Raw genomic sequence first — 19,966 nt, 5'->3', positions numbered from 1 at the left:
AACAGGGCGGCGAGCGCGAACAGTTTCACGGCCGGGGGGGATTTCTTCTGGTCGGGCATTTCATTCTCCAAGGCGGGCATTCTTCATGGCTGACGGCAATTCCGAGACGAAATCCTCCAACCAGATGTGGGGCGGTCGCTTCGCCTCGGGTCCGGACGCGATCATGGAGGAAATAAATGCCTCGATCGGCTTCGACAAGAAGCTCTATGCCCAGGACATCCGCGGCTCAATAGCGCATGCGACGATGCTCGCGCATCAAGGCATCATTTCTGCCGAAGACAAAGACAAGATCGTTCACGGTCTGAGCACGATCCTGTCAGAAATCGAAAGCGGCCAGTTCGAGTTCTCGCGCCGCCTCGAAGACATCCACATGAACATCGAGGCACGGCTTGCGACGCTGATCGGTCCGGCAGCGGGCCGCCTGCACACCGCCCGCTCGCGCAACGACCAGGTGGCGCTCGACTTCCGTCTCTGGGTCAAGGAAGAGCTGCAGCGCACCGAAAAGGCGCTGACCGGTCTGATCGCCGCCTTCCTCGACCGCGCCGAAGAGCATGCCGATACGGTCATGCCCGGCTTCACCCACCTGCAGACGGCGCAGCCCGTCACCTTCGGCCACCATTGCATGGCCTATGTCGAAATGTTCGGCCGCGACCGCTCGCGTGTGCGCCACGCCATCGAGCACATGGACGAAAGCCCCATCGGGGCTGCAGCGCTTGCCGGCACCGGCTTCCCGATCGACCGTCACATGACCGCCAAGGCGCTCGGCTTTGCCGGCCCGACGCGCAACTCGATCGACACCGTGTCCGATCGCGACTTCGCGCTCGAGTTCCTGTCGATGGCCTCGATCACCGCCACGCACCTGTCGCGCCTTGCCGAAGAAATCGTCATCTGGTCGACGCCGCAGTTCGGCTTCATCCGCCTGTCCGACGCGTTTTCGACGGGTTCGTCGATCATGCCGCAGAAGAAGAATCCGGACGCCGCCGAACTGGTGCGCGCCAAGACCGGCCGCATCAACGGCTCGCTGATCGCCCTTTTGACCGTCATGAAGGGCCTGCCGCTCGCCTATTCCAAGGACATGCAGGAAGACAAGGAACAGGTGTTCGACGCCGCCGAAAGCCTCGAGCTGGCGATTGCGGCCATGACCGGCATGGTGCGCGACGTGACCATCCGCACGGACCGCATGAAGGCGGCAGCAGGATCGGGCTATTCGACCGCGACCGACCTTGCCGACTGGCTGGTGCGCGAGGCGGGCCTGCCCTTCCGCGACGCCCATCACGTGACCGGCCGCGCCGTGGCGCTCGCCGAACAGAAGGCCTGCGACCTTGCGGATCTTTCGCTCGAAGAGCTGCAGTCGATCCATGCCGACATCACCGACAAGGTGTTCGACGTGTTGACGGTCGAAGCCTCCGTTGCCAGCCGTACGTCCTTCGGCGGCACCGCGCCGAACGAGGTGCGCAAGCAGATCGCTTGGTGGCGCGCCCGAAACTGAGGCGGGACGGGGCCCGCTGCGGGCGGTTTTCCGCCCGCAGAAACAGGGTGCACAAGCGCCTGAAAAATCGGTAAGACATCGCACCTGCATCCGTTCCCGCGAAGGAAAATCACGATGACATTCACGAAGGCAGCCCGGCTTGTGCTTCTGCTGGCGATCCCCGGGCTGGTTCTTGTCGGTTGTGGACGCAAAGGCGACCTCGACCGCCCCGGCTCGACCGCTCCGATCAACACCAAGGCGCCGGCCGGAACCGTCGAGCAGCAGGAAAAGCCGGACGAACGTCCCTTCCTGCTCGATCCCCTTCTCTAGGTCTTTTGAAACGACGCAATCCCTGACGGAAAACCGCCTCACCTTCTCCTGGGATTGCTCTAAACCGAGCTTGTTGCCGTGAACCATTTCCAGTACCGCGACGGAATTCTCTACGCCGAAGACGTGCCGGTCACCGACATCGCGCGTGCTGTCGGCACGCCCTTCTATTGCTATTCGACCGCAACGCTCGAACGCCATTACACGGTGTTCTCCAACGCGTTCGCCGATGTCGACGCGATGGTTTGTTATGCCATGAAGGCCAATTCCAACCAGGCGGTGCTCAAGACCCTCGGCAAGCTTGGCGCCGGCGTCGACGTGGTCTCGGGCGGCGAGCTGCGCCGCGCGCTCGCGGCCGGCATTCCGGCGAGCCGCATCATGTTCTCCGGCGTCGGCAAGACGCCGCAGGAAATGGACCACGCGCTCGAAGCCGGCATCTATTGCTTCAACGTCGAATCCGAACCGGAACTCGAGATCCTGAACCAGCGCGCCGTGCGCGCCGGCAAGCGCGCCCATGTCTCCTTCCGCATCAACCCTGATGTCGACGCCGGCACCCATGCGAAGATCTCGACCGGCAAGAAGGAAAACAAGTTCGGCATTTCCTGGGAGCGCGCCCGCACCGTCTACGCCCATGCCGCGACCCTGCCGGGCATCCAGGTCACCGGCATCGACATGCATATCGGCAGCCAGATCACCGAGTTGCAACCCTTCGACGCCGCCTTCAAGTTGCTGCGCGAACTTGTCGACACGCTGCGCACCGACGGCCATGCGATCGATCACGTCGACATCGGCGGCGGCCTTGGCATTCCCTACAAGGACGACAACAACCCGCCGCCGCTGCCCGATGCCTATGCGCAGATCGTCAAGAGCCAGTTGCAGTCGCTCGGCTGCAAGATCGTCACGGAACCCGGCCGGCTGATCGTCGGCAATGGTGGCATCCTCGTGACCGAAGTGATCTATGTGAAGGATGGCGGCGACAAGACCTTCGTCATCGTCGACGGCGCCATGAACGACCTCATCCGCCCGACGCTCTACGAGGCCTATCACGAAATCCGCCCGGTCCGCATCTCGGCAGCCAACGCGCCGCGCATCCGCGCCGACGTCGTCGGACCGGTGTGCGAGACGGGCGATTACCTGGCGCTCGATCGCGAGATGGCGATGCCGAAGCCGGGCGATCTCTTCGCCATCAGCTCGGCCGGAGCCTATGGCGCCGTGCAGTCCAGCACCTACAACTCCCGTCTGCTGATCCCCGAAGTGCTGGTCAAGGGCGACCGCTTCCACGTGATCCGCCCGCGCCAGGACTACGACGCGCTGATCGGGCTCGATTCCGTTCCGGACTGGCTTGAATAGGCTGAGCGTCCGACCGACGACAAGCTGTGGATCGCCCGGCCGGGCGATCACGATTGTGTTTGCGCCCTCGTCTTCGCCACAAACGATGGTATCCTGAACGTTGACATACGTGTGCGGTCTTGCCGACGCACGTCGCTTTTCTGCATGGGGTCAGCCACGAGCGTTGACGGGCGACCGAAAGGAAACTTGGGCGGATGACGCAATTCCGGCAGGATGAAACGCCACAACCGAAGTCGTTTTCGAGAACTCTGGCGCTGAAGCGGCTGCTGGCGCGCGCCGTGCTGGTTGCTGAACAGCTTCTGCCGCGCACCTTGGTGCCCGGCTCCATCGCTCTGCTTTTCCTCGCCTTCGCGTGGCTCGGCTTCTTCCGCGCCGCGCCACTCTGGCTGCATGCCGCGACCCTTTTCGCCTTCGCCATTGCCTTTCTCGCCGCCCTCGTCCCGCTCACGCGGATCCGCTTGCCGGCAAGCGCGGATGCCGACCGCATGCTGGAGGAACGCAACGCGTTGCCGCATCAGGCGATCCGCGTTCAGGACGACCGGCCGGCAACCGACAATCCCCTTGGCGAAGCGCTGTGGCGGGAACACCAGGCGCGCATGTCCCGCCTGATCGGCGCCCTTGAAACCGGCCTGCCGCGTCCCGACATCGCCCGCCATGATCCCTTCGCGCTGCGCGCGCTGCCGGTGCTTCTGGCCTGTGTCGCCTTTGCCTATTCCTATTCCAACCGCGCCGGCCTGATCGGCGACGCGTTCCGGCTGCCGCAGACATCGATGGAAGCGGCCAACATTCGCGTCGACGCCTGGGTAACGCCGCCGCCTTATACCGGCCGGGCGCCGATCTTCCTGACCGGGAGACCGGAAACCGCACCGGTGCCAGCGGATGGGGGCGTTATCACCATTCCTCAATTCAGCGATCTGACGGTGCGCATCACGGGCGCCGGTTCGGACGAACACGTGCGCTACGCCGAGGCTGGCGTGGCCGAGCCGGTCACCATCCCGGTGGTCGGCGAAGAGCCCGGCCGAGACGAGGCGCAGCCGAAATCCGCCGAACAGACCCCGGTGACGCCCGCCCGCAACCAGAATGCCGTGCGCAATCACGTCTACAAGGTCGTCAAGGACGGTGAGCTCGTGGTCGGCAACCAGCGCTGGGCTTTCAAGATCACCCCGGATGGCGTGCCGCAGATCGCCTTCGACGGCATTCCGCGGCCGACCGTCAACGCCGCGCTCGAAATCGCCTTCCTGGCGTCGGACGACTACGGCGTGGCGCAGGCCTGGGCGGAGATCAAGCCGCTCGACGCGCCGGCAGAGGGCGCACGTGCGCTCTATCCGTTGCCGGAATACCGTCTCGACCTGCCGCGCCGCAACGCACGCGAAGCCAAGGGCACGACCAGCCGGAACCTGAGCGAGCACCCGCTTGCCGGCAAGCATGTCCAAGTCACGCTCGTCGCCCGCGACGCCGCCGGACAGGAGGGCCGCAGCCCGCCGCACGATATGATCCTGCCGGCGCGCCAGTTCCTGCAGCCGCTCGCCGGCGCCGTTGCCGAGCAGCGCCAGGTCTTCGCGCTCAATGCCAACGATCTGCCGCGCGCCATCGATCTCAACGACGCCGTCACCGCGTTCGCGGAGGACTGGATCCCCAATCTCACGCATTTCCTGCTTCTGAAATCGGCGCGCAGCCGCATGGCGCTCGCCTACAATGACGACATGCTGCGCGACGCCGCCGGATATCTTTGGGAGATCGCGCTCGGGATCGAAGACGGAGACCTGTCGCTGGCCGAGCGGCGCTTGCGCGAAGCGCAGCAGGCGCTGTCGGATGCGCTGGAGCGCAACGCGTCCGACCAGGAAATCGCCAAGCTGATGCAGGAGCTGCGTCAGGCGATGCAGGAATACATGCAGGCGCTGGCCGAGCAGGCGATGAAGAACCCGCGCATGACCGGCAAGCTCGATCCTAACAACATCATGCGCCAGCAGGATCTGGAAAAGATGATGGACCAGATCGAGAACCTGGCCCGCTCGGGTGCCCGCGACCAGGCGCAGCAGATGCTTTCGGAACTGCAACGCATGATGAACAACCTGCAGGCCGGCCGCGGCCAGCAGCAGATGGGCGAACAGAACGATGCGATGCGCCAGCAGATGGACAAGCTTGGCAAGTTGATGCAGCAGCAACAGCAGCTGATGGACGAGACGTTCAAGTTCGACCAGGCGCTGCGCGACCGCATGCAGCGCGGAGATCCGCTGCAGGGTGAAGACAATGAACTGTTCGGCCAGGACATGCCGCAGGATCCGGGGCAACAGGGCGATCCGAACGGTCAGCCCAACCCGCTCGACGAGATGACCGCCGAACAATTGAAGGATGCGCTGAAGCAACTGAAGGAACAGCAGGACGCCCTTGGCAAGCAGCTGGGCGAGCTGAACCAGAGCCTGGAAAACATGGGCATCAAGCCGGGCAAGGGCTTCGGCGAAGCCAAGCGGGAAATGGATGGAGCCTCGGGCGCGCTTGGCAAGGGCCAGGGTGAACAGGCCGTCGGCAACCAGGGCCGCGCGCTGCAGGCATTGCGCCAGGGCGCTCAGGATATGATGAACCAGATGCAGAGCCAGGGCCAGGGTCCCGGCATGGGCGTGCCGCAATACGGCCAGAACGGGCGCGACCCGCTCGGCCGGCGGCAGCAGAACGTCGGCCCGAATTTCGGCGACCAGGTCAAGGTTCCCGACGAAATCGACTCCCAGCGGGCCCGACAGATCCTTGAGGAAATCCGCCGCAGGCTCGGAGACAGCCTGTCGCCGGAAGCCGAGCGCCAGTACCTGGAACGCCTGCTCGACATGCGGTGAGCGGGGCACGCGGCCCCGCTACACGCTTGCGCGTTGATCCTGCCCGTCGAAACCGTCACGGGCGGCATGCAATGGTCCGCCTTAGCGCCCCTCTCGGCTTACACCGACCTTTGAATTGCTGTCCTTCAATCGGCTACGATTAAAGGAAACATGCATTGGGATCGAAGGGCACATGCGGCCTGGAAGCGTCAGGCGGCCAGCGCCAGCGCCACCGCCTTGCGAATATCGGGAAGGGAAAAAGGCTTGGAGATCACGTCGACGATCTTGTCGTTGAGGTCATCGGCCCGCTCGCGCTGCTCGGCATAACCAGTCATCAGCAAAATCTTCATCGCCGGAAAGGCGGCAGACGCCTGGTGCGTGAGTTCGATGCCGTCCATGACGGGCATGCGGATGTCGGAGAGCAGAAGATCGAAGGCCCCTTCGTTGAGACAGGCAAGGCCATCGGCACCGTCGCCGGCCTCAACCGTTTCGTGGCCATCAAGTCTCAAGGCCCGCGCGACGAAGGAACGCAACGCGTCCTCGTCCTCGGTAATCAGGATCTTCGCCATCATGGCCTCCGCGTTCGCTTCCGGGTCCGGCGTTCACGCCGGCACCCGCACCTGATCCAGGAATACAGCGCGCGTGGGTCATTCAGGGACACACGACGCTGCAGCGCCGCTCATCCCTTTCGGAGAATCACTTGCGGCACGCCCCAAAACAACCAGCTTTTCGTTTGTGTTCGGTAAACGCGGAACGACCGGATTTTACGGCTGACGCCCCAAAACGGCACAGCTACTCGGCATCACCCGTGACGACGCCGACGAAAGGCAGCTCGCGGAAGGCATAGGCCACGTCCATGCCGTAGCCGACGACGAAGTGGTCAGGGCATTCGAAGCCGACGTAATCCGCCTCGAGATCGACCTTGCGCTTGACCCGCTTGTCGAGAAGCACGGCAATGGTGACATTGCGGGCGCCGCGCTCAAACATCAGTTCCTTGGCGAAGCGCAGCGTCCGACCGGATTCAAGGATGTCGTCGATCAGGAGCACGTCACGTCCATGCACGTCGCTGTCGATATCCTTGGTGATCTTGACGCCCTGCGACACCGTGCCGGTGCCATAGCTCGAGAGCGTGATGAACTCGACCTCCGGCGCAAGGCCGGCCGAATGCATGGCGCGGATCAGGTCCGCGGCGAAAATGAACGATCCCTTCAGCACCGCAATCACCAGGAGGTCCTGGTGCGGACCGTTGACGATCATGCCGGCAAGCTCGCTGTTGCGTGCGGCGATCGTCTCTGCCGTGTAAAGGGGCTCGATATTCTTACCGCGAACGACGGGCATCCAGGCTTCTCCAGCGTTTCATCCGGAAGGCCAACGCCTTCCCATGGGCGCCGCTTAGCACAATCAGCGCGGCGAAACACCGTTTTCAGCGAAGGAAACCGTTACATCGGGCATTTTTCCACCTGCATAGGGAAGCTTCGTCATGAAATGACGGCTCTCACCCGCTGCGATCACGGCGCCTTCGGGCATCACCCGCGTGGTCGTGACCTTGCGGCCATTGGCGGCGATCTCCACCACGACAACAGGCGACCGCTGCTCGACATCCGAGCGATTGTCGATCGAACCGTAGACGGAAAGAACCCGCAGGCCGCCGGAATAGTTGAGCGCGCTCGTCACACCGGAGATCGCAAGGGGCTGAACATCGGCCTGCCCGCTCCCGGCAAAGCCGACGATCGCGAGAAAGGATGCAAGCGCAAATCCCGCAACCAGTCCGGCAAAGCGCCGTGCGGGCATATCGCGAAGCCGCGTTTCCGCCATGCGCATCAGCCGAGCGGCAGGCGACGTGTCTTTCGCAACGACGGTCAAGGTCGGCCGGGTCTGCCGACGCGTGCTCCCGTTGTCGTTAAAGACCGGATAGGGCGTTCGCCGCGACGTGGCGGAGATGACTTCGAAGTCCGCGTCGACGAAATCGTTGCGTCGCGGTTGCGCCTTGCCACTACGGCCGGCGGGCTCGGGCGGCAGGAAATCGCCGTAGACGCCGGCGCTCGCCGAATTTTTTCGAAATGCCTGCATGATCGGCTCCTCCTGTCCCGCAAGAAGACACGGCGTTTTTTTGGCCGGCCTGACGCGGAACCATCGGGCAATGCCTGATCCCTGCGATGCAAGAATCTGGGCATTGCATCAAATCTTTCCGAGACGTAAACCGGAATGGTTAATGTTTCGGAAAGAGGTCGCGAAAGCGGCGCGATTTCATGAAAAATTAACCGTTGCTTAACCATGATTCCGCTTGCGGTTTTGCCTTTCGGGGCAGGTCGTCCTATGCGCGAGGACTGGCACCTGCCATCGGTTGCAGGGCTTGAGAGAGAGACTGGGCTGCCGCTTGATTCACTTTGAGAACGTCGGATTGCGCTACGGCATGGGACCGGAAATCCTCCGGGACCTGACCTTCGATATCCCGCGCCGTTCGTTCCAGTTCCTGACAGGCCCCTCCGGCGCCGGCAAGACCACGCTTTTGAAGCTGCTCTTCCTGTCCCTGCAGCCGACGCGCGGCCTGATCCGGATGTTCGACCGCAACATTTCGTCGATCCCGCGGGACGAATTCCCGATGCTGCGCCGCCGCGTCGGCATCGTCTTCCAGGATTTTCGCCTGCTCGAACATCTGACGACCTACGAGAATGTCGCGCTTCCCTTGCGCGTTCGCGGCAAGGAAGAGGCGAGCTACCGGGCCGACGTGATCGAACTCCTGAAATGGGTGGGCCTCGGAGAGCGCATCAACGTGCTGCCGCCGGTGCTTTCCGGCGGGGAAAAGCAGCGCGCGGCAATCGCCCGGGCGCTGATCGACCGGCCGGAAATCCTGCTTGCCGACGAGCCGACCGGCAACGTCGACCCGCCGATGGCCAGACGCCTCCTCAATCTCTTCCTCGAGCTGAACCGGCTTGGCACGGCGGTGGTGATCGCAACCCACGATCTGTCGCTGATGGATCAGGTCGAAGCCCGGCGCATGATCCTTTCGCAGGGACGGCTCGACATTTATGAGTGACAGCAGCGCACAGCGTCAGAACGATGCATCCGAACAGGCTCAGGAGCCGCAGCAGCGCCGCACGGAAATGCGCGTGCGGCCGACCGGCCCGATCGTGCCGTCGAGCAACGTTTCGGGCAACGCGCTGATGTGCGTGATCGCCATCATGTCGTTTCTGGCCTGCCTGACGCTCGGCGGCGTCAGCATGGTGCGGGCAACCGCGCAGAGCTGGCAGTCGCAGATCTCCCGCGAGATCACCATCCAGATCAAGCCCGACGACAATCTCGACATGGACAAGGCGCTGGCCGACGCCCGCGACCTGGCGCTGACCTTCAGCGGCACGACCGACGGCAAGATTGTCGACCGCGCCGCCACCGCCCGGCTGCTCGAACCCTGGCTCGGCGAGGGCCTCGACCTTGACGAATTGCCGGTGCCGCGGCTGATCATCATCACCATCGACGAAAACAATCCGCCCGACTTTCCAGCCATGCGCAAAGCCCTGACGGAAACGATCCCGCAGGCCTTTCTCGACGACCACCGCACCTGGGTCGACCGTCTCGTCGCCATGGCCAATACCACGGCGATGATCGGCACCGGCGTGCTCACGCTGGTCTTCTCGGCGATGGTGCTGACGGTGGTGTTTGCGACCCGCGGGGCGCTATCGGGCAACCGCCACATCGTCGAGGTGCTGCATTTCGTCGGCGCCGAAGCCGGTTTCGTCGCATCCGAGTTCCAGAAGCATTTCCTGCGGATCAGCCTCAAGGGCGCCGGCGCAGGCGGGCTGCTTGCGGCCCTTTCCTTTGCGCTTGCGGGCTTCTGGCAATCCCGCACGCTGGCAACGCCTCAGACCGATCAGGCGACCGCGTTGTTCGGCACCTTCACCATCGGCTATGGCGGCTACCTCGGCATCGCCGCGATCATCGTCGTCATCGCCATCCTGACGACGGTGACGGCACGCCTCACCGTCATGCGCACGATCTACGAGATCGATCTGATCCGTTCGGACCCCGGCCGTACGGATCTCTACCAGAGCTGACCCCCTGATGTTTCGCCGTGCCTCGATCTATTCCTTGCCGCAATCTGCGGCTATGTGAAGAGAATCATGATGGCGCGAGAGCTACGCGGGAACGGGATGGCCGGAGGAGACAAATGGCAGGGGGGAGCCGACGATCGCCGGCGGCCCCGTAGCCTCCTGCGCAAAATCCTTCGCAGAACCTTCTTCGTCCTGCTCCTGCCGCTGGCCCTCCTCATCGCGGCCTTCCTCAATTTCGCCGACACGGTCGCGTCACTGCAGCCGCCGACCCACCCGCGCGCCGATGCGATCGTCGTCTTGACGGGCGGCTTCCAGCGCATCGATCAGGCGGTGGAGCTTCTGAAGGGCGGCGCCGGCAAGCGCCTGCTGATCTCGGGCGTTCACCCCTCCACCACCGGCAGCCAGATCAGGCGAAACACCCAGAGCTCGGCCGACCTGTTCAAGTGCTGCGTCGACATCGGCCACGAGGCGATCGACACGATCGGCAACGCCACCGAAGCAGCGCAATGGATCCGCGACCGCGGCTACACCAGTGTGCTGGTCGTCACCAACAACTACCATATGCCCCGCAGCCTGCTGGAGCTTCGCCGCACCCGCCCGGAAACGGAATTCATTCCCTACCCGGTGGTCAATTCCGACCTGAAGACGACGAACTGGCTGAGAAACCCGATGGTGTTGAAGGCCATCATGCTGGAGTTCGGCAAGTATACCGTCGCCTCGCTGCGCGATCTGGCCGGCGCAAGCCCGACGAGCGGCCTGCGCACCGATGCCTCCCGCGCCACACCGGCCGAAGAATAGTCCGCGCGATTGCTGCCGGCCGCAAAGTGAAGACCGGCGGTTTTCCTTTGTCGCTTATTCGTGTACGCAGCGATCAACCGGCCCAACCGCCAGTCCTTGCAATACTCGCCAACGAGAGCGTGCCCGATGATCGTCTTGCGTTCGATCCTTTTCAATACGGTTTTCTACGCCAATCTGATCCTGCAGATGATCGTCTTCACGCCGGCATATTTTCTGTTGCCGCGCAAGAAGGCGTGGTTCGTGCCGAAGAACTGGGCGCGCAGCAATCACTGGCTGCTTGAGAAGATGGTCGGCACGACGTTTAAGGTCGAAGGCCTCGAGAATATCCCTGATGTGCCCTACATCTTCGCGCCCAAGCACCAGTCCTTCTGGGACGCCTACGCGCTGCTTCCCTGGCTCAGCGATCCCCTCTACATCCTCAAGCGCGAGCTGACCTGGATCCCGCTTTTCGGCTGGTACGTCCTCAAGCAGCGCATGGTGCCGGTGAACCGCGCGGCGCGCGGCAAGGCAATGACCGGCGTGATGAACCGGACCAAGCAGGAACTGGCGACCGGCCGCGAACTGATCATCTATCCGGAGGGCACGCGCCGTCCGCCCGGCGCGCCGCCGGAATACAAGTACGGCATTGCCCGCCTCTACCGTGATCTCGGCGTTCCGGTCGTACCGGTCGCCATGCATCCGGGCCTCTTCTGGCCGCGGCGCAAGTTCCTGCGCTTCCCCGGCCACTTCAAGGTCCGCATCCTTCCCCCGATCGAGGCCGGCATGGACCCGGACGCGTTCCTCGCCAAACTCGTGGAAGTGACGGAAAAGGCCAGCGACGAGTTGCTGATCGAAACGGTGCGGGACAACCCGCATGTGCCCTTGCCGCCGAGCGCCGAGCAACGGCTGAAGGAACTGCGCGCGGCAGGTCAGGCCTGATCGCTCAGGCCGCACCGGATGGCAGCGACCGATCAAGCAGCCCGACCACCTCTTCGAGCCAGTGGTCGCGGATGCCCATCTCCTTCAGGTGCGCAAGCGTGTTGAAGACATAGTCCGTGTTCGGTCCGGACTTTCCGGTCGAAACCGCGACGATGCCGGCAGCCTCGGACGTGGAGAGCGCGCCTGCATACTGCACATGGTTTCGGTCGATGACATAGGCGAGCGCCGGCACCCGTCGCCCGTCGGAAAGGAGCACCGGCATGGTGCGCTCCTTGTAGACATGCGTCACAAGCTCCCGCTCACGCAGATAGTCGACGACATGCGCCTGGGTTCCCGACGCGACGCGAAATGCCGTGCCGATGCAGGAGCCGCCACGGTCGAGCCCGAGAACCAGCCCCGGCCGCTGTTCGGTACCCCGGTGTACCCAGGAATGCACACACAGCGAGCGGCGGAAACCGAAGGCGCGCGCCGTCAGTTTCTCCTCGAAGGCAAAGCCCGGATTCCACATCAACGAGCCGTAGCCAAAGACCCAAAATTCGTCCATATCCACTGTCATTCAACCCGCGCTGCCCGCTCTCACCGCCGAATCACGATCGGCCCCCGTGGGACGGTCGGCCATGTCGGTTTCTACGGCACGGCATCCCCGCACGAAAGAGACAAGCTCCCGCTCGTGCACCCGATGAAAAGAATAGTTTTGCGGATCGACGGCGCCACCCGAAAGGCAGCCACTATCCTGTTTTGTGTGAGGTACCCGCGCCCATGTCGGCCACCGAAGTCTCCAACCCCTCGCCGATCGCCCGAAAGTTTCGCTGGCTGACGGCAGGCGTCGTGCTCGTCGCCGGTCTTTATTCGGCAGGCTGGTTCCTCGCCGCCGACCAGATCGAGAAGCGGCTGACGACCCGGCTCGCCGAAGGGCAGGCAGCCGGTCTCGGCGGCGAATGCACGAACATGGACGTGCGCGGCTTTCCGTTCCGCATCGGCCTCTTCTGCGACAAGGTCCATCTCGACGATACCCGCCATGGCACGTCGGCCTCCTTCGGCGCGCTGCGCACGGCCGCGCAGGTCTACCAGCCCGGCCATGCGGTGATGGAACTCGACGGGCCGGCGGAAATCCGCGCTTCGCCGGGCCTCAACATCTTCGCCGACTGGACGTTGCTGCACGCCAGCGTCCGCGCCACCTTGTCCGGTCTCGAGCGAACCTCGCTCACCTACGACAATCTTACCGGACGGGTACGGCTGCCGCTCGAGGGCGACGGGCTTGGCTTCGGCGCCAGCCATGGCGAACTGCATCTGCGCCAGAACGGCGCCGATCTCGATGCCGCCTTGAGCGTCGACAAGCTGGACATTCGACCGGAAGAGGGCCCGAGCCTGGCGCCACCGGCCACGGTCGCCGCAAACCTGACCTTCACGGACAAGGCCGCGTGGATGACGGCGCCGCCGACGCCTGAGATGTTTCGCGGCAGCAAGGGCGAACTGAGGCAACTGACCCTCGATCTCGGCTCCGGCATGAACGCCAGGCTCTCCGGACCGTTTTCCGTCAACGACAAGGGGCTGATCTCCGGCGAGTTCTCGCTGACCATGACCAACATCGAAGCGTGGCGGGCCAACCTGGTCACGTTGATCCCTGACAATGCCAACCTCGTCGACAACACCGCCAACATGCTGAAGGCGCTCGCCAACGGCAAGAACGAGGCGACGGTGAAGCTCAACGTGCGCGACGGCACGGCGTTTCTGGCATTCATCCCGATCGGCGAGTTGCCGACCCTCTGATCACGACCCGCCCCCTGGGCATCCGAAAAAAGAGCGAAAACAGAAAAGCCCGGGGTGCGGATCATTCTGCTACCCGGGCTTTCCGTGAGGAGCAAATGCTACTTCTGGTCCATGGCGTGCCGGCCGAAGTCCGGCATTGCCGTGTCCTGGCCTGCCTGGATGATCGAGCGGCGGATGGCGCGGGTGCGGGTGAAGAGATCGAACAGCTTGTCGCCGTCGCCCCAGCGGATCGCCCGCTGCAGGTAGGCCAGATCCTCCGAAAACCGCGCCAGCATCTCCAGGATTGCGTCCTTGTTGTGCAGGCAGACGTCACGCCACATGGTCGGATCGGAGGCGGCCAGACGGGTAAAATCGCGGAAGCCGGATGCCGAGTACTTGATCACTTCGGACTCGGTCACCGTCTCCAGATCGTCGGCCGTGCCGACGATGTTGTAGGCGATGATGTGCGGCAGGTGCGAGACGATCGCCAGCACCTTGTCGTGGTGCTCGGCGTCCATTTCCTCGACCATCGACCCAAGCGTCTCCCAGAAGCGACGAAGCCGTGCCACCGCTTCCTCGTCTGCCCCTTGCGGTGGCGTCAGAATGCACCAGCGGCCGCGGAAGAGGCCGACGAAGCCGGCGTCCGGCCCGGAATGCTCGGTGCCGGCGATCGGATGCCCCGGCACGAAATGCACCGTGTCGGGCAGGTGCGGCGCCATCTGGGCAATGACCGATCCCTTGGTCGAACCGACGTCGGTGACGATGGCGCCGGCCTTCAGATGCGGTGCGATCTCGGCGGCGACTGCGCCGGACGCGCCGACGGGCACGGACACGATGACGAGATCGGCGTCGCGAACGGCCTCGGCGGCCGATAGCGTGTAGCGGTCACCGAGCCCAAGCTCCTGCGTGCGCTTCAGCGTCGCTTCGCTGCGGGTGGACACGACCAGCGTGCCGGCAAGCTGCTTCTCGCGGATGTCGCGTGCGATCGACGAGCCGATCAGGCCGATACCGATGAGAGCAATCGTTTCAAACTGTTGAGCCATTACTTCTGTCCCATGAATTCGGTCAGGGCCGCGATCACACCCTCATTCGCTTCCGCCGAGCCGATCGTCATGCGCAGTGCATTCGGAAAGCCATAGCTGCCCACGGCGCGCAGGATGTACCCGCGGCTCGTCAGGTAGTGATCGGCCTCTTCGGCGCGCTTGCCGTCGACATCGGGAAAGTGGATCAGCACGAAATTCGTGACCGACGGCGTGATGCGAAGGCCGATCGCCGACAGCGCCTCGCTGGCGCGCGCAAGCCAGGTCAGATTGTGGTCGACCGCCGTCGCAACGAACGCCTGGTCGCGGATCGCAGCGGCACCTGCGGCAATCGCCGGCGCGCTCAAATTGAACGGTCCACGGACGCGGTTGACTGCGTCGATGACGTCCGCCGGGGCATACATCCAGCCGATGCGAAGACCGGCAAGGCCGTAGATCTTCGAAAACGTGCGGGTCATGACGACGTTGCGGCTGGCAGAAACGAGCTCGAGACCGGCCGCGTAGTCGTTGCGGCGGACATATTCGGCATAGGCCGCATCGAGCACCAAAAGAACGCCCTCGGGCAGCCCGGCGTGCAGACGGCGCACTTCGTCGACCGGGATATAGGTGCCCGTCGGGTTGGCCGGATTGGCAAGGAAGACGATCTTCGTGCGCTCGGTCACCGCCGCAAGAATGGCGTCGACATCGACGCGCGCATCCGTCTCCTTAACGGTCACGGGCGTGGCGCCGGCCGCAAGGATCTCGATCTTGTAGACGAGGAAACCGTGCTCGGTGATGATGCCTTCGTCGCCCGGACCGAGATAGGTGCGGCAGACGAGCGCCAGCAATTCATCAGAGCCGTTGCCGCACATGATGTTGGCCGGATTGAGCCCATGCACGGCGCCGATCGCCTCGCGCAGCGCCTTGGCCTGGCCGTCCGGATAGCGCTCCAGATTGAAGGCGGCGGCCTGAAAGGCCTCGATCGCTCGTGGGCTGGCCCCGAGCGGCGTCTCGTTCGACGAAAGCTTGTGCACCTTGGCGACACCCGGCGCATGTTCCTTGCCGGGAACGTAAGCGGCAATATCCAGAATGCCGGGACGCGGTTCGGGGCTCTTCGAGGCAAGGCTCATCGGGTCAGCTTTCTATGGCCATCAAAGTGCTACAGCGACCCTTGTCGCGCCTGCGCGGGCACAGCGACGCTGTAGGAGGAAAAGAGGTCAAGCCATTACCGGTGCGGGCGACTTTTGTCGAGGGTCGGCCACGATTGCGGCATGGTTCAGCGGACGGAGCGCGGCCGGTCGCGCGTGCTCGGCACGCCCTGCGGCGCCAGCACCGGCACGAAGACCCGTCGCGAGGCACGGGCTGCGACCGGCAGACCCTGGTAGAGCCGCTTCTGTGCCTCGACGACGATGACGCCGGAGAACACCGGCCAGAGGGAGCGGCCGAGCCGCTCGAACCAGCGACGCAGGCCCAGGATGATCTTGAGCTTGGATGGCGGAAAGAACAGCGCCTCGGACGTGGCACCCGGGGTGAAGTTCGTCTCGCGCAACAGCGCGGTCAGCTGGCTGCGCGAATAGGGCCGCCCGGAGCCGAAGGGCGTGTGCTCCATGCGCGCCCAGACGCCGCGCCTGTTCGGCACCACGATGACGAGACGTCCGCCGGGCGCCAGCACCCGCCAGATTTCCTTCATGGTCTCGCGCGGACTTTCGGCGAATTCCAGTGAATGCACCATCAGCACCCGGTCGATCGAGGCGTCCGGCAGCGGCAACTCCTCGTCAAACACCAGCGCCGTCGAGGACAGTTCGGCAACCGGCCAGTTCACCGCCCCCTGCCCTGCCGGCATGAAGGCGAAGGTGCGCTCGGTGTCCTTGCGGAATCGCTCGAGATAGGGAACGGCATAGCCGAGGCCGACCAGCCGCTCGTCCGGCAGGCGGGCCCAGACGGACGACAGCGCCATGGTAACGGACTGCTCGGCCATCCGGCCAAGCTCGGAGTGGTAGAATTCGCGAAGGTCGACGATATCGGTGTGCATTCGCAACATGTTAGCTTGGAAGCGGTAGACTTCAAGGCAGGCCTCGCTACATTCGGCTTCATCTGACCCCGCCTCGACCGGAGGGCACGCCATGGCCGCACTCGACCTCGACCTCTTCCTCTGCCGCACCGACAATTTCGGCGTGCTCGTTCATGACCCGGAAACCGGCATGACCGCCTCGATCGATGCGCCGGAAGAGCAACCTATCCTCGACGCCTTGCAGCGCCGCGGCTGGACGCTGACGCACATCCTGACCACACACCATCACGGTGATCACGTGGCCGCCAACGACGCGCTCAAGTCGCGCTTCGGCGCAACCATCATCGGCCCCGATGGCGAAGCCGCAAAGATTCCCGGCCTCGACCGGCCGGTTCGCCACGGTGAAGCCTTCGATTTCGCCGGCCACCCGGTCGAGGTCATCGAAACGTCGGGCCATACCGCCGGCCATATCTGTTTCCATTTTCCTGAAGACAAGTTGCTGTTTGCCGCCGACACGCTGTTTGCGCTGGGTTGCGGACGGCTTTTCGAGGGAACGCCGGAGGCGATGTGGCAGTCACTTGGCAGGCTGATGGCACTGCCGGATGACACGACGGTCTATTTCGGCCACGAATACACGCTTGCAAACGCCCGTTTCGCGGTGACCGTCGATCCTGAAAATGCCGAACTCAGGGCACGGGCGGCCGAAATCGAGGAAACCCGTTGCGACGGCGGTTTCACGGCGCCAACGACGATCGGCCTGGAGAAGCGCACCAACCCGTTCCTGCGCGCGGCAGATGCCGGTATCCGCGCCCATCTCGGCCTCAAGAACGCCAGCGATGCCGCGGTCTTCGCGGAGATCCGCAAGCGCAAGGATCACTTCTGATGGCAGCGATCGCGGGGCAGACGGCAGCGGACGTCATTGGCGCGCTCGGACTGACGCGCCACCCGGAAGGCGGCTGGTTCACCGAGACATTTCGCGATACCGCCGGCGGGCCACGCGGCCACTCGACGGCCATCTACTACCTGTTGGAACATGGCGAACGCTCGCACTGGCACCGTGTTCGCGACGCGGCCGAGATCTGGCACTACTACGCCGGCGCGCCGCTCGCGCTCAGCATCGCCGCCGACGGCGAGCCCGCCGAAACGCTGAGGCTCGGTCCCGACATTCTCGGCGGCGAGCGCCCGCAGGGTCGTGTCCCCGCCAATTGGTGGCAGTCCGCCGCCTCGCTCGGAGATTGGACGCTGGTCGGCTGCACGGTCGCGCCGGGCTTTGATTTCGAGGTCTTCGAGATGGCCGCTCCCGACTGGCAGCCGCCCGAACGCGCGTAACGCCGCCTATTCCGCCGGCTGCGGTTGAACGCGCTTGCGCAGGATGACGTCCTTGGCCGCAAGAGCCGCGCCGCCGGCGACGAACAGGCAGGCAAGCGCAATACGCCAGGACGGCTCTGCAAAACCGAACAGGACGAGGATCAGCGTCGACAGAACAGGCGCGGCATAGCTCGATACGCCGAGCAGCTGGATGTTGCCGTTCTTTACGCCGAAATCCCACGCATAGAAGGCCGCACCGACCGGGAGCAATCCGAGCCCGGCGACAGCCAGCCATTCGAACGTCGTCTCCGGCCATATAGTCGTCTCGAGCGCGAGGTGGCAGGCGAAGGACAGGAACGAGGTGGCAAGGCAGAAGCCGGTCACGACATCGGTCGAGACCGCCTCGAAGCGACGGGTGATCAGTGAATAGCCGGACCAGGTGAAGGCGCACAGGAACGCTGCGCCATAACCGACCAGATAGGCCTCGTTGAAGGCGACGCCGTTGCGCGCGACGATCAGGATCGTGCCAACCAGACCGGCCAGCGCACCGGCAATGTGGTACCAGCGCAGACGTTCTCCCGGCAGGAGAGCGGAACCGACGACGATGAGCAGCGGCCAGAGATAGGCGATCAGCCCGGCCTCGACCGCCGGCGCGTTGCGCAGCGCCGTGAAATAGAGGAAGTGGTAGCCGAACAGTCCGGCGATACCGATTACCCAGACTTTCGCGGGCTGCTTCAGCAAGGCCAGACGCGCGGGTCTGAGGGCCAGCACGACCAGTCCGGGCAGGCTGCCGATCAGAAAGCAGACCGCCGAGAGCTGGAACGGCGGCATCTTGCCCGACGCCGCCGTGAACAGAGCCAGCAGCGACCACATCAGAATGGCGGAAAAGCCGATCAACGTTGCCTTGAATTTCATAGTCGTCCCCCGCACGCGATTTCTCTTCACGGAAATCTGCGCCACAAAATCATCTTCGGTCTGAACTTAACCTTTTAGTTAAGCGACGTCGCGCGTCAACCACCAAAACGCGTCGCGGAAACCGTGACGGGCCCGAGCTTGGTCGGGATGCGGACATAGACGGGCGCGTAGACGTTCACGGCCTCGGCCTTGGCAAACCAGATTTCCATCGTCTGCAGCCGGCGCAGATATTCGACGTCTTCGCGCCCTTTCTTGTAACCGGCCTTCGGCACGAAACGGATGCCGCACACGATCACGTCGCCCTCGAAGCCCTTCGTCTTGAAGGGTCGGGTTCCCTTCGACGACAGCTTGATATCGAGCCGCGACTCGCCGTCGAAGATCGGCAACGTATTCGGGCAGACACGCGCCTGCGCCGGAATGATCAGGCCCGAAAGCGGATCGAGAACGTCGCGCATGTCGCGAGAGGTGACCGGCACCCAGTTCTTCGGCAGCGGCGTGCGCTTCGGCGTCATGCTCGCTCGCACGACATCTCCGTTGCGATAGGTGACACTGATCGCCCTGCTCTTCGAGCCACTGCGATAGGACATCTGGTATTGCGAGGCGTGGAGAAAATCCTTGCCGACGACGCCCGATACCCTTGTCTGGCCGGACGTCCGGCTGAGGATGTCGAGCAGACCGGCCGAATTCAACGTTCCGGATATCGTGTAGCGATTCTTCTGGAGTTCGGTGTGGAAGGAGGCCCGCGCCACCGGCAGACCGGCCAGCGAGATGCTGTAATCCGTCAGATGTTCGACATCGGCAGCCGACGCCGCTGTGGAAAACGCGACCACGGATGAAAGCGCCGCCGCGCGAAGGCCATTTCGCAACTTCATGCCTTAAGAAATCCATCACTTGAATATCGCCGCAATGCCCTGAGATGCAGGCACTTTGCGGCTTTTCTACGCCACGTTCGCCATAGCCGCGCGCAGGGCCTAACCCTTGCTGCGAGCGCGTCCTCGCTATAAGAAATAGCGCATAGCCAGACCGCTTGGAATGGCCATTATTCTTGCTCACGCGACACCTGCGCACCGCAAAACAAGCGGGAAAAGCCGCGGATTTCCGAGAAAGCAAGAGGTTTGGCTTGACGGGCGGGCCGTCTCTGACTATAGAACCGCGACTTTCCAATAATGGCCTAGGAACGCGGCCTGGGCTCTGGGCCCGCTACCGCATTGTCCGGCGGCGATAAAGAAATAGGTGTACCATGTCCC

20 protein-coding genes are annotated in these 19,966 nt (G+C 63.9%); 11 read left to right on the top strand and 9 right to left on the bottom strand.

The genetic code is table 11. The features are described from left to right. Positions 1–85 precede the first annotated feature (85 nt). The 4 genes from argH (at position 86) to VGO12_RS20265 (ending at position 5,973) form a co-directional block, all read left to right on the top strand. On the top strand, positions 86–1,489 hold the full coding sequence (argH, locus tag VGO12_RS20280; protein WP_327514561.1) for an argininosuccinate lyase: 1,404 nt from the start codon (positions 86–88) through the stop codon (positions 1,487–1,489). Positions 1,490–1,603: 114 nt separating this feature from the next. Further along, positions 1,604–1,798: an LPS translocon maturation chaperone LptM gene (gene lptM / locus VGO12_RS20275; protein WP_327514560.1), complete on the top strand. Its 195-nt coding sequence runs from the start codon at positions 1,604–1,606 to the stop codon at positions 1,796–1,798. A gap of 78 nt (positions 1,799–1,876) precedes the next feature. Next, positions 1,877–3,145, top strand: a complete 1,269-nt coding sequence (lysA, locus tag VGO12_RS20270; RefSeq protein WP_327514559.1) for a diaminopimelate decarboxylase — start codon at positions 1,877–1,879, stop codon at positions 3,143–3,145. A 194-nt stretch (positions 3,146–3,339) separates the two neighbouring features. Next, positions 3,340–5,973: a TIGR02302 family protein gene (locus VGO12_RS20265; RefSeq protein ID WP_327514558.1), complete on the top strand. Its 2,634-nt coding sequence runs from the start codon at positions 3,340–3,342 to the stop codon at positions 5,971–5,973. Between the two features lie 188 nt (positions 5,974–6,161). Here VGO12_RS20265 and VGO12_RS20260 read toward each other — a convergent pair whose 3' ends face one another. The 3 genes from VGO12_RS20260 to VGO12_RS20250 form a co-directional block, all read right to left on the bottom strand. Then, a complete protein-coding gene (locus tag VGO12_RS20260) occupies positions 6,162–6,521 on the bottom strand; it encodes a response regulator (protein ID WP_327514562.1) in 360 nt (119 codons plus the stop codon). 223 nt (positions 6,522–6,744) lie between these two features. After that, the gene (gene hpt / locus VGO12_RS20255; RefSeq protein WP_327514557.1) at positions 6,745–7,290 is read right to left on the bottom strand and encodes a hypoxanthine phosphoribosyltransferase; all 546 of its coding nucleotides are present in this window, start codon (positions 7,288–7,290) and stop codon (positions 6,745–6,747) included. A gap of 63 nt (positions 7,291–7,353) precedes the next feature. After that, positions 7,354–8,022 carry a hypothetical protein gene (locus VGO12_RS20250; protein ID WP_327514556.1) on the bottom strand — a complete coding sequence of 223 codons (669 nt, stop codon included), beginning with the start codon at positions 8,020–8,022 and terminating at the stop codon, positions 7,354–7,356. Between the two features lie 307 nt (positions 8,023–8,329). Between VGO12_RS20250 and ftsE the strand changes: the two genes are divergently transcribed. The 4 genes from ftsE (at position 8,330) to VGO12_RS20230 (ending at position 11,717) form a co-directional block, all read left to right on the top strand. Continuing rightward, positions 8,330–8,989, top strand: coding sequence for a cell division ATP-binding protein FtsE (gene ftsE / locus VGO12_RS20245; protein WP_327514555.1), 660 nt, complete (start codon positions 8,330–8,332; stop codon positions 8,987–8,989). Further along, a complete protein-coding gene (locus VGO12_RS20240; RefSeq protein WP_327514554.1) occupies positions 8,982–10,004 on the top strand; it encodes an ABC transporter permease in 1,023 nt (340 codons plus the stop codon). Before ftsE ends, VGO12_RS20240 begins: the two co-directional genes overlap by 8 nt. A 96-nt stretch (positions 10,005–10,100) precedes the next feature. Further along, on the top strand, positions 10,101–10,799 hold the full coding sequence (locus tag VGO12_RS20235; protein ID WP_327514553.1) for a YdcF family protein: 699 nt from the start codon (positions 10,101–10,103) through the stop codon (positions 10,797–10,799). Between the two features lie 126 nt (positions 10,800–10,925). Beyond that, a complete protein-coding gene (locus VGO12_RS20230; protein WP_327514552.1) occupies positions 10,926–11,717 on the top strand; it encodes a 1-acyl-sn-glycerol-3-phosphate acyltransferase in 792 nt (263 codons plus the stop codon). A 4-nt stretch (positions 11,718–11,721) separates the two neighbouring features. Here the strand turns inward: VGO12_RS20230 and VGO12_RS20225 are convergent, their stop codons facing one another. Beyond that, entirely contained in the window at positions 11,722–12,273 is a 552-nt protein-coding gene (locus VGO12_RS20225) for a gamma-glutamylcyclotransferase (RefSeq protein ID WP_327514551.1), read from the bottom strand. A 203-nt stretch (positions 12,274–12,476) separates the two neighbouring features. On the opposite strand from VGO12_RS20225, the gene VGO12_RS20220 reads away from it, so the two are divergent. Then, entirely contained in the window at positions 12,477–13,487 is a 1,011-nt protein-coding gene (locus tag VGO12_RS20220; RefSeq protein ID WP_327514550.1) for a DUF2125 domain-containing protein, read from the top strand. Between the two features lie 98 nt (positions 13,488–13,585). Here VGO12_RS20220 and VGO12_RS20215 read toward each other — a convergent pair whose 3' ends face one another. The 3 genes from VGO12_RS20215 to VGO12_RS20205 form a co-directional block, all read right to left on the bottom strand. Beyond that, a complete protein-coding gene (locus VGO12_RS20215) occupies positions 13,586–14,509 on the bottom strand; it encodes a prephenate/arogenate dehydrogenase family protein (protein ID WP_327514549.1) in 924 nt (307 codons plus the stop codon). Next, positions 14,509–15,615: a histidinol-phosphate transaminase gene (gene hisC, locus VGO12_RS20210; protein WP_327514548.1), complete on the bottom strand. Its 1,107-nt coding sequence runs from the start codon at positions 15,613–15,615 to the stop codon at positions 14,509–14,511. The genes VGO12_RS20215 and hisC overlap by 1 nt, the downstream gene beginning before the upstream one ends. A 146-nt stretch (positions 15,616–15,761) precedes the next feature. After that, a complete protein-coding gene (locus tag VGO12_RS20205; protein WP_327514547.1) occupies positions 15,762–16,526 on the bottom strand; it encodes a methyltransferase domain-containing protein in 765 nt (254 codons plus the stop codon). An 82-nt stretch (positions 16,527–16,608) separates the two neighbouring features. On the opposite strand from VGO12_RS20205, the gene gloB reads away from it, so the two are divergent. Both gloB and VGO12_RS20195 read left to right on the top strand, forming a co-directional pair. Continuing rightward, entirely contained in the window at positions 16,609–17,379 is a 771-nt protein-coding gene (gene gloB, locus VGO12_RS20200; protein WP_327514546.1) for a hydroxyacylglutathione hydrolase, read from the top strand. Continuing rightward, the gene (locus VGO12_RS20195) at positions 17,379–17,825 is read left to right on the top strand and encodes a cupin domain-containing protein (RefSeq protein WP_327514545.1); all 447 of its coding nucleotides are present in this window, start codon (positions 17,379–17,381) and stop codon (positions 17,823–17,825) included. The genes gloB and VGO12_RS20195 overlap by 1 nt, the downstream gene beginning before the upstream one ends. Positions 17,826–17,831: 6 nt before the next feature. Here the strand turns inward: VGO12_RS20195 and VGO12_RS20190 are convergent, their stop codons facing one another. Together VGO12_RS20190 and VGO12_RS20185 are read right to left on the bottom strand one after the other, a co-directional pair. Then, entirely contained in the window at positions 17,832–18,719 is an 888-nt protein-coding gene (locus VGO12_RS20190) for a DMT family transporter (RefSeq protein WP_327514543.1), read from the bottom strand. 95 nt (positions 18,720–18,814) lie between these two features. Further along, complete coding sequence (locus VGO12_RS20185) at positions 18,815–19,591, bottom strand: DUF3108 domain-containing protein (protein ID WP_327514542.1); 777 nt, start codon at positions 19,589–19,591, stop codon at positions 18,815–18,817. Positions 19,592–19,966: the final 375 nt, after the last annotated feature.

It is taken from the genome of Ensifer sp., assembly GCF_035999135.1.
In the GTDB taxonomy this organism is placed as follows: domain Bacteria; phylum Pseudomonadota; class Alphaproteobacteria; order Rhizobiales; family Rhizobiaceae; genus Ensifer.
Note: the sequence above shows the minus strand (reverse complement) of the source record. Positions and strands in the feature narration are given on the sequence as shown.

Bases quoted from the DNA above. Each gene is read 5' to 3' on its own strand.
- VGO12_RS20205 (WP_327514547.1), bottom strand. From the start codon at position 16,526: ATGTTGCGAATGCACACCGATATCGTCGACCTTCGCGAATTCTACCAC.
- lptM (WP_327514560.1), top strand. From the start codon at position 1,604: ATGACATTCACGAAGGCAGCCCGGCTTGTGCTTCTGCTGGCGATCCCC.
- VGO12_RS20235 (WP_327514553.1), top strand. From the start codon at position 10,101: ATGGCCGGAGGAGACAAATGGCAGGGGGGAGCCGACGATCGCCGGCGG.
- VGO12_RS20250 (WP_327514556.1), bottom strand. From the start codon at position 8,022: ATGCAGGCATTTCGAAAAAATTCGGCGAGCGCCGGCGTCTACGGCGAT.
- VGO12_RS20260 (WP_327514562.1), bottom strand. From the start codon at position 6,521: ATGGCGAAGATCCTGATTACCGAGGACGAGGACGCGTTGCGTTCCTTC.
- VGO12_RS20185 (WP_327514542.1), bottom strand. From the start codon at position 19,591: ATGAAGTTGCGAAATGGCCTTCGCGCGGCGGCGCTTTCATCCGTGGTC.
- VGO12_RS20240 (WP_327514554.1), top strand. From the start codon at position 8,982: ATGAGTGACAGCAGCGCACAGCGTCAGAACGATGCATCCGAACAGGCT.
- argH (WP_327514561.1), top strand. From the start codon at position 86: ATGGCTGACGGCAATTCCGAGACGAAATCCTCCAACCAGATGTGGGGC.
- VGO12_RS20230 (WP_327514552.1), top strand. From the start codon at position 10,926: ATGATCGTCTTGCGTTCGATCCTTTTCAATACGGTTTTCTACGCCAAT.
- VGO12_RS20265 (WP_327514558.1), top strand. From the start codon at position 3,340: ATGACGCAATTCCGGCAGGATGAAACGCCACAACCGAAGTCGTTTTCG.
- VGO12_RS20215 (WP_327514549.1), bottom strand. From the start codon at position 14,509: ATGGCTCAACAGTTTGAAACGATTGCTCTCATCGGTATCGGCCTGATC.
- VGO12_RS20220 (WP_327514550.1), top strand. From the start codon at position 12,477: ATGTCGGCCACCGAAGTCTCCAACCCCTCGCCGATCGCCCGAAAGTTT.
- VGO12_RS20190 (WP_327514543.1), bottom strand. From the start codon at position 18,719: ATGAAATTCAAGGCAACGTTGATCGGCTTTTCCGCCATTCTGATGTGG.
- gloB (WP_327514546.1), top strand. From the start codon at position 16,609: ATGGCCGCACTCGACCTCGACCTCTTCCTCTGCCGCACCGACAATTTC.
- hisC (WP_327514548.1), bottom strand. From the start codon at position 15,615: ATGAGCCTTGCCTCGAAGAGCCCCGAACCGCGTCCCGGCATTCTGGAT.
- VGO12_RS20225 (WP_327514551.1), bottom strand. From the start codon at position 12,273: ATGACAGTGGATATGGACGAATTTTGGGTCTTTGGCTACGGCTCGTTG.
- hpt (WP_327514557.1), bottom strand. From the start codon at position 7,290: ATGCCCGTCGTTCGCGGTAAGAATATCGAGCCCCTTTACACGGCAGAG.
- VGO12_RS20195 (WP_327514545.1), top strand. From the start codon at position 17,379: ATGGCAGCGATCGCGGGGCAGACGGCAGCGGACGTCATTGGCGCGCTC.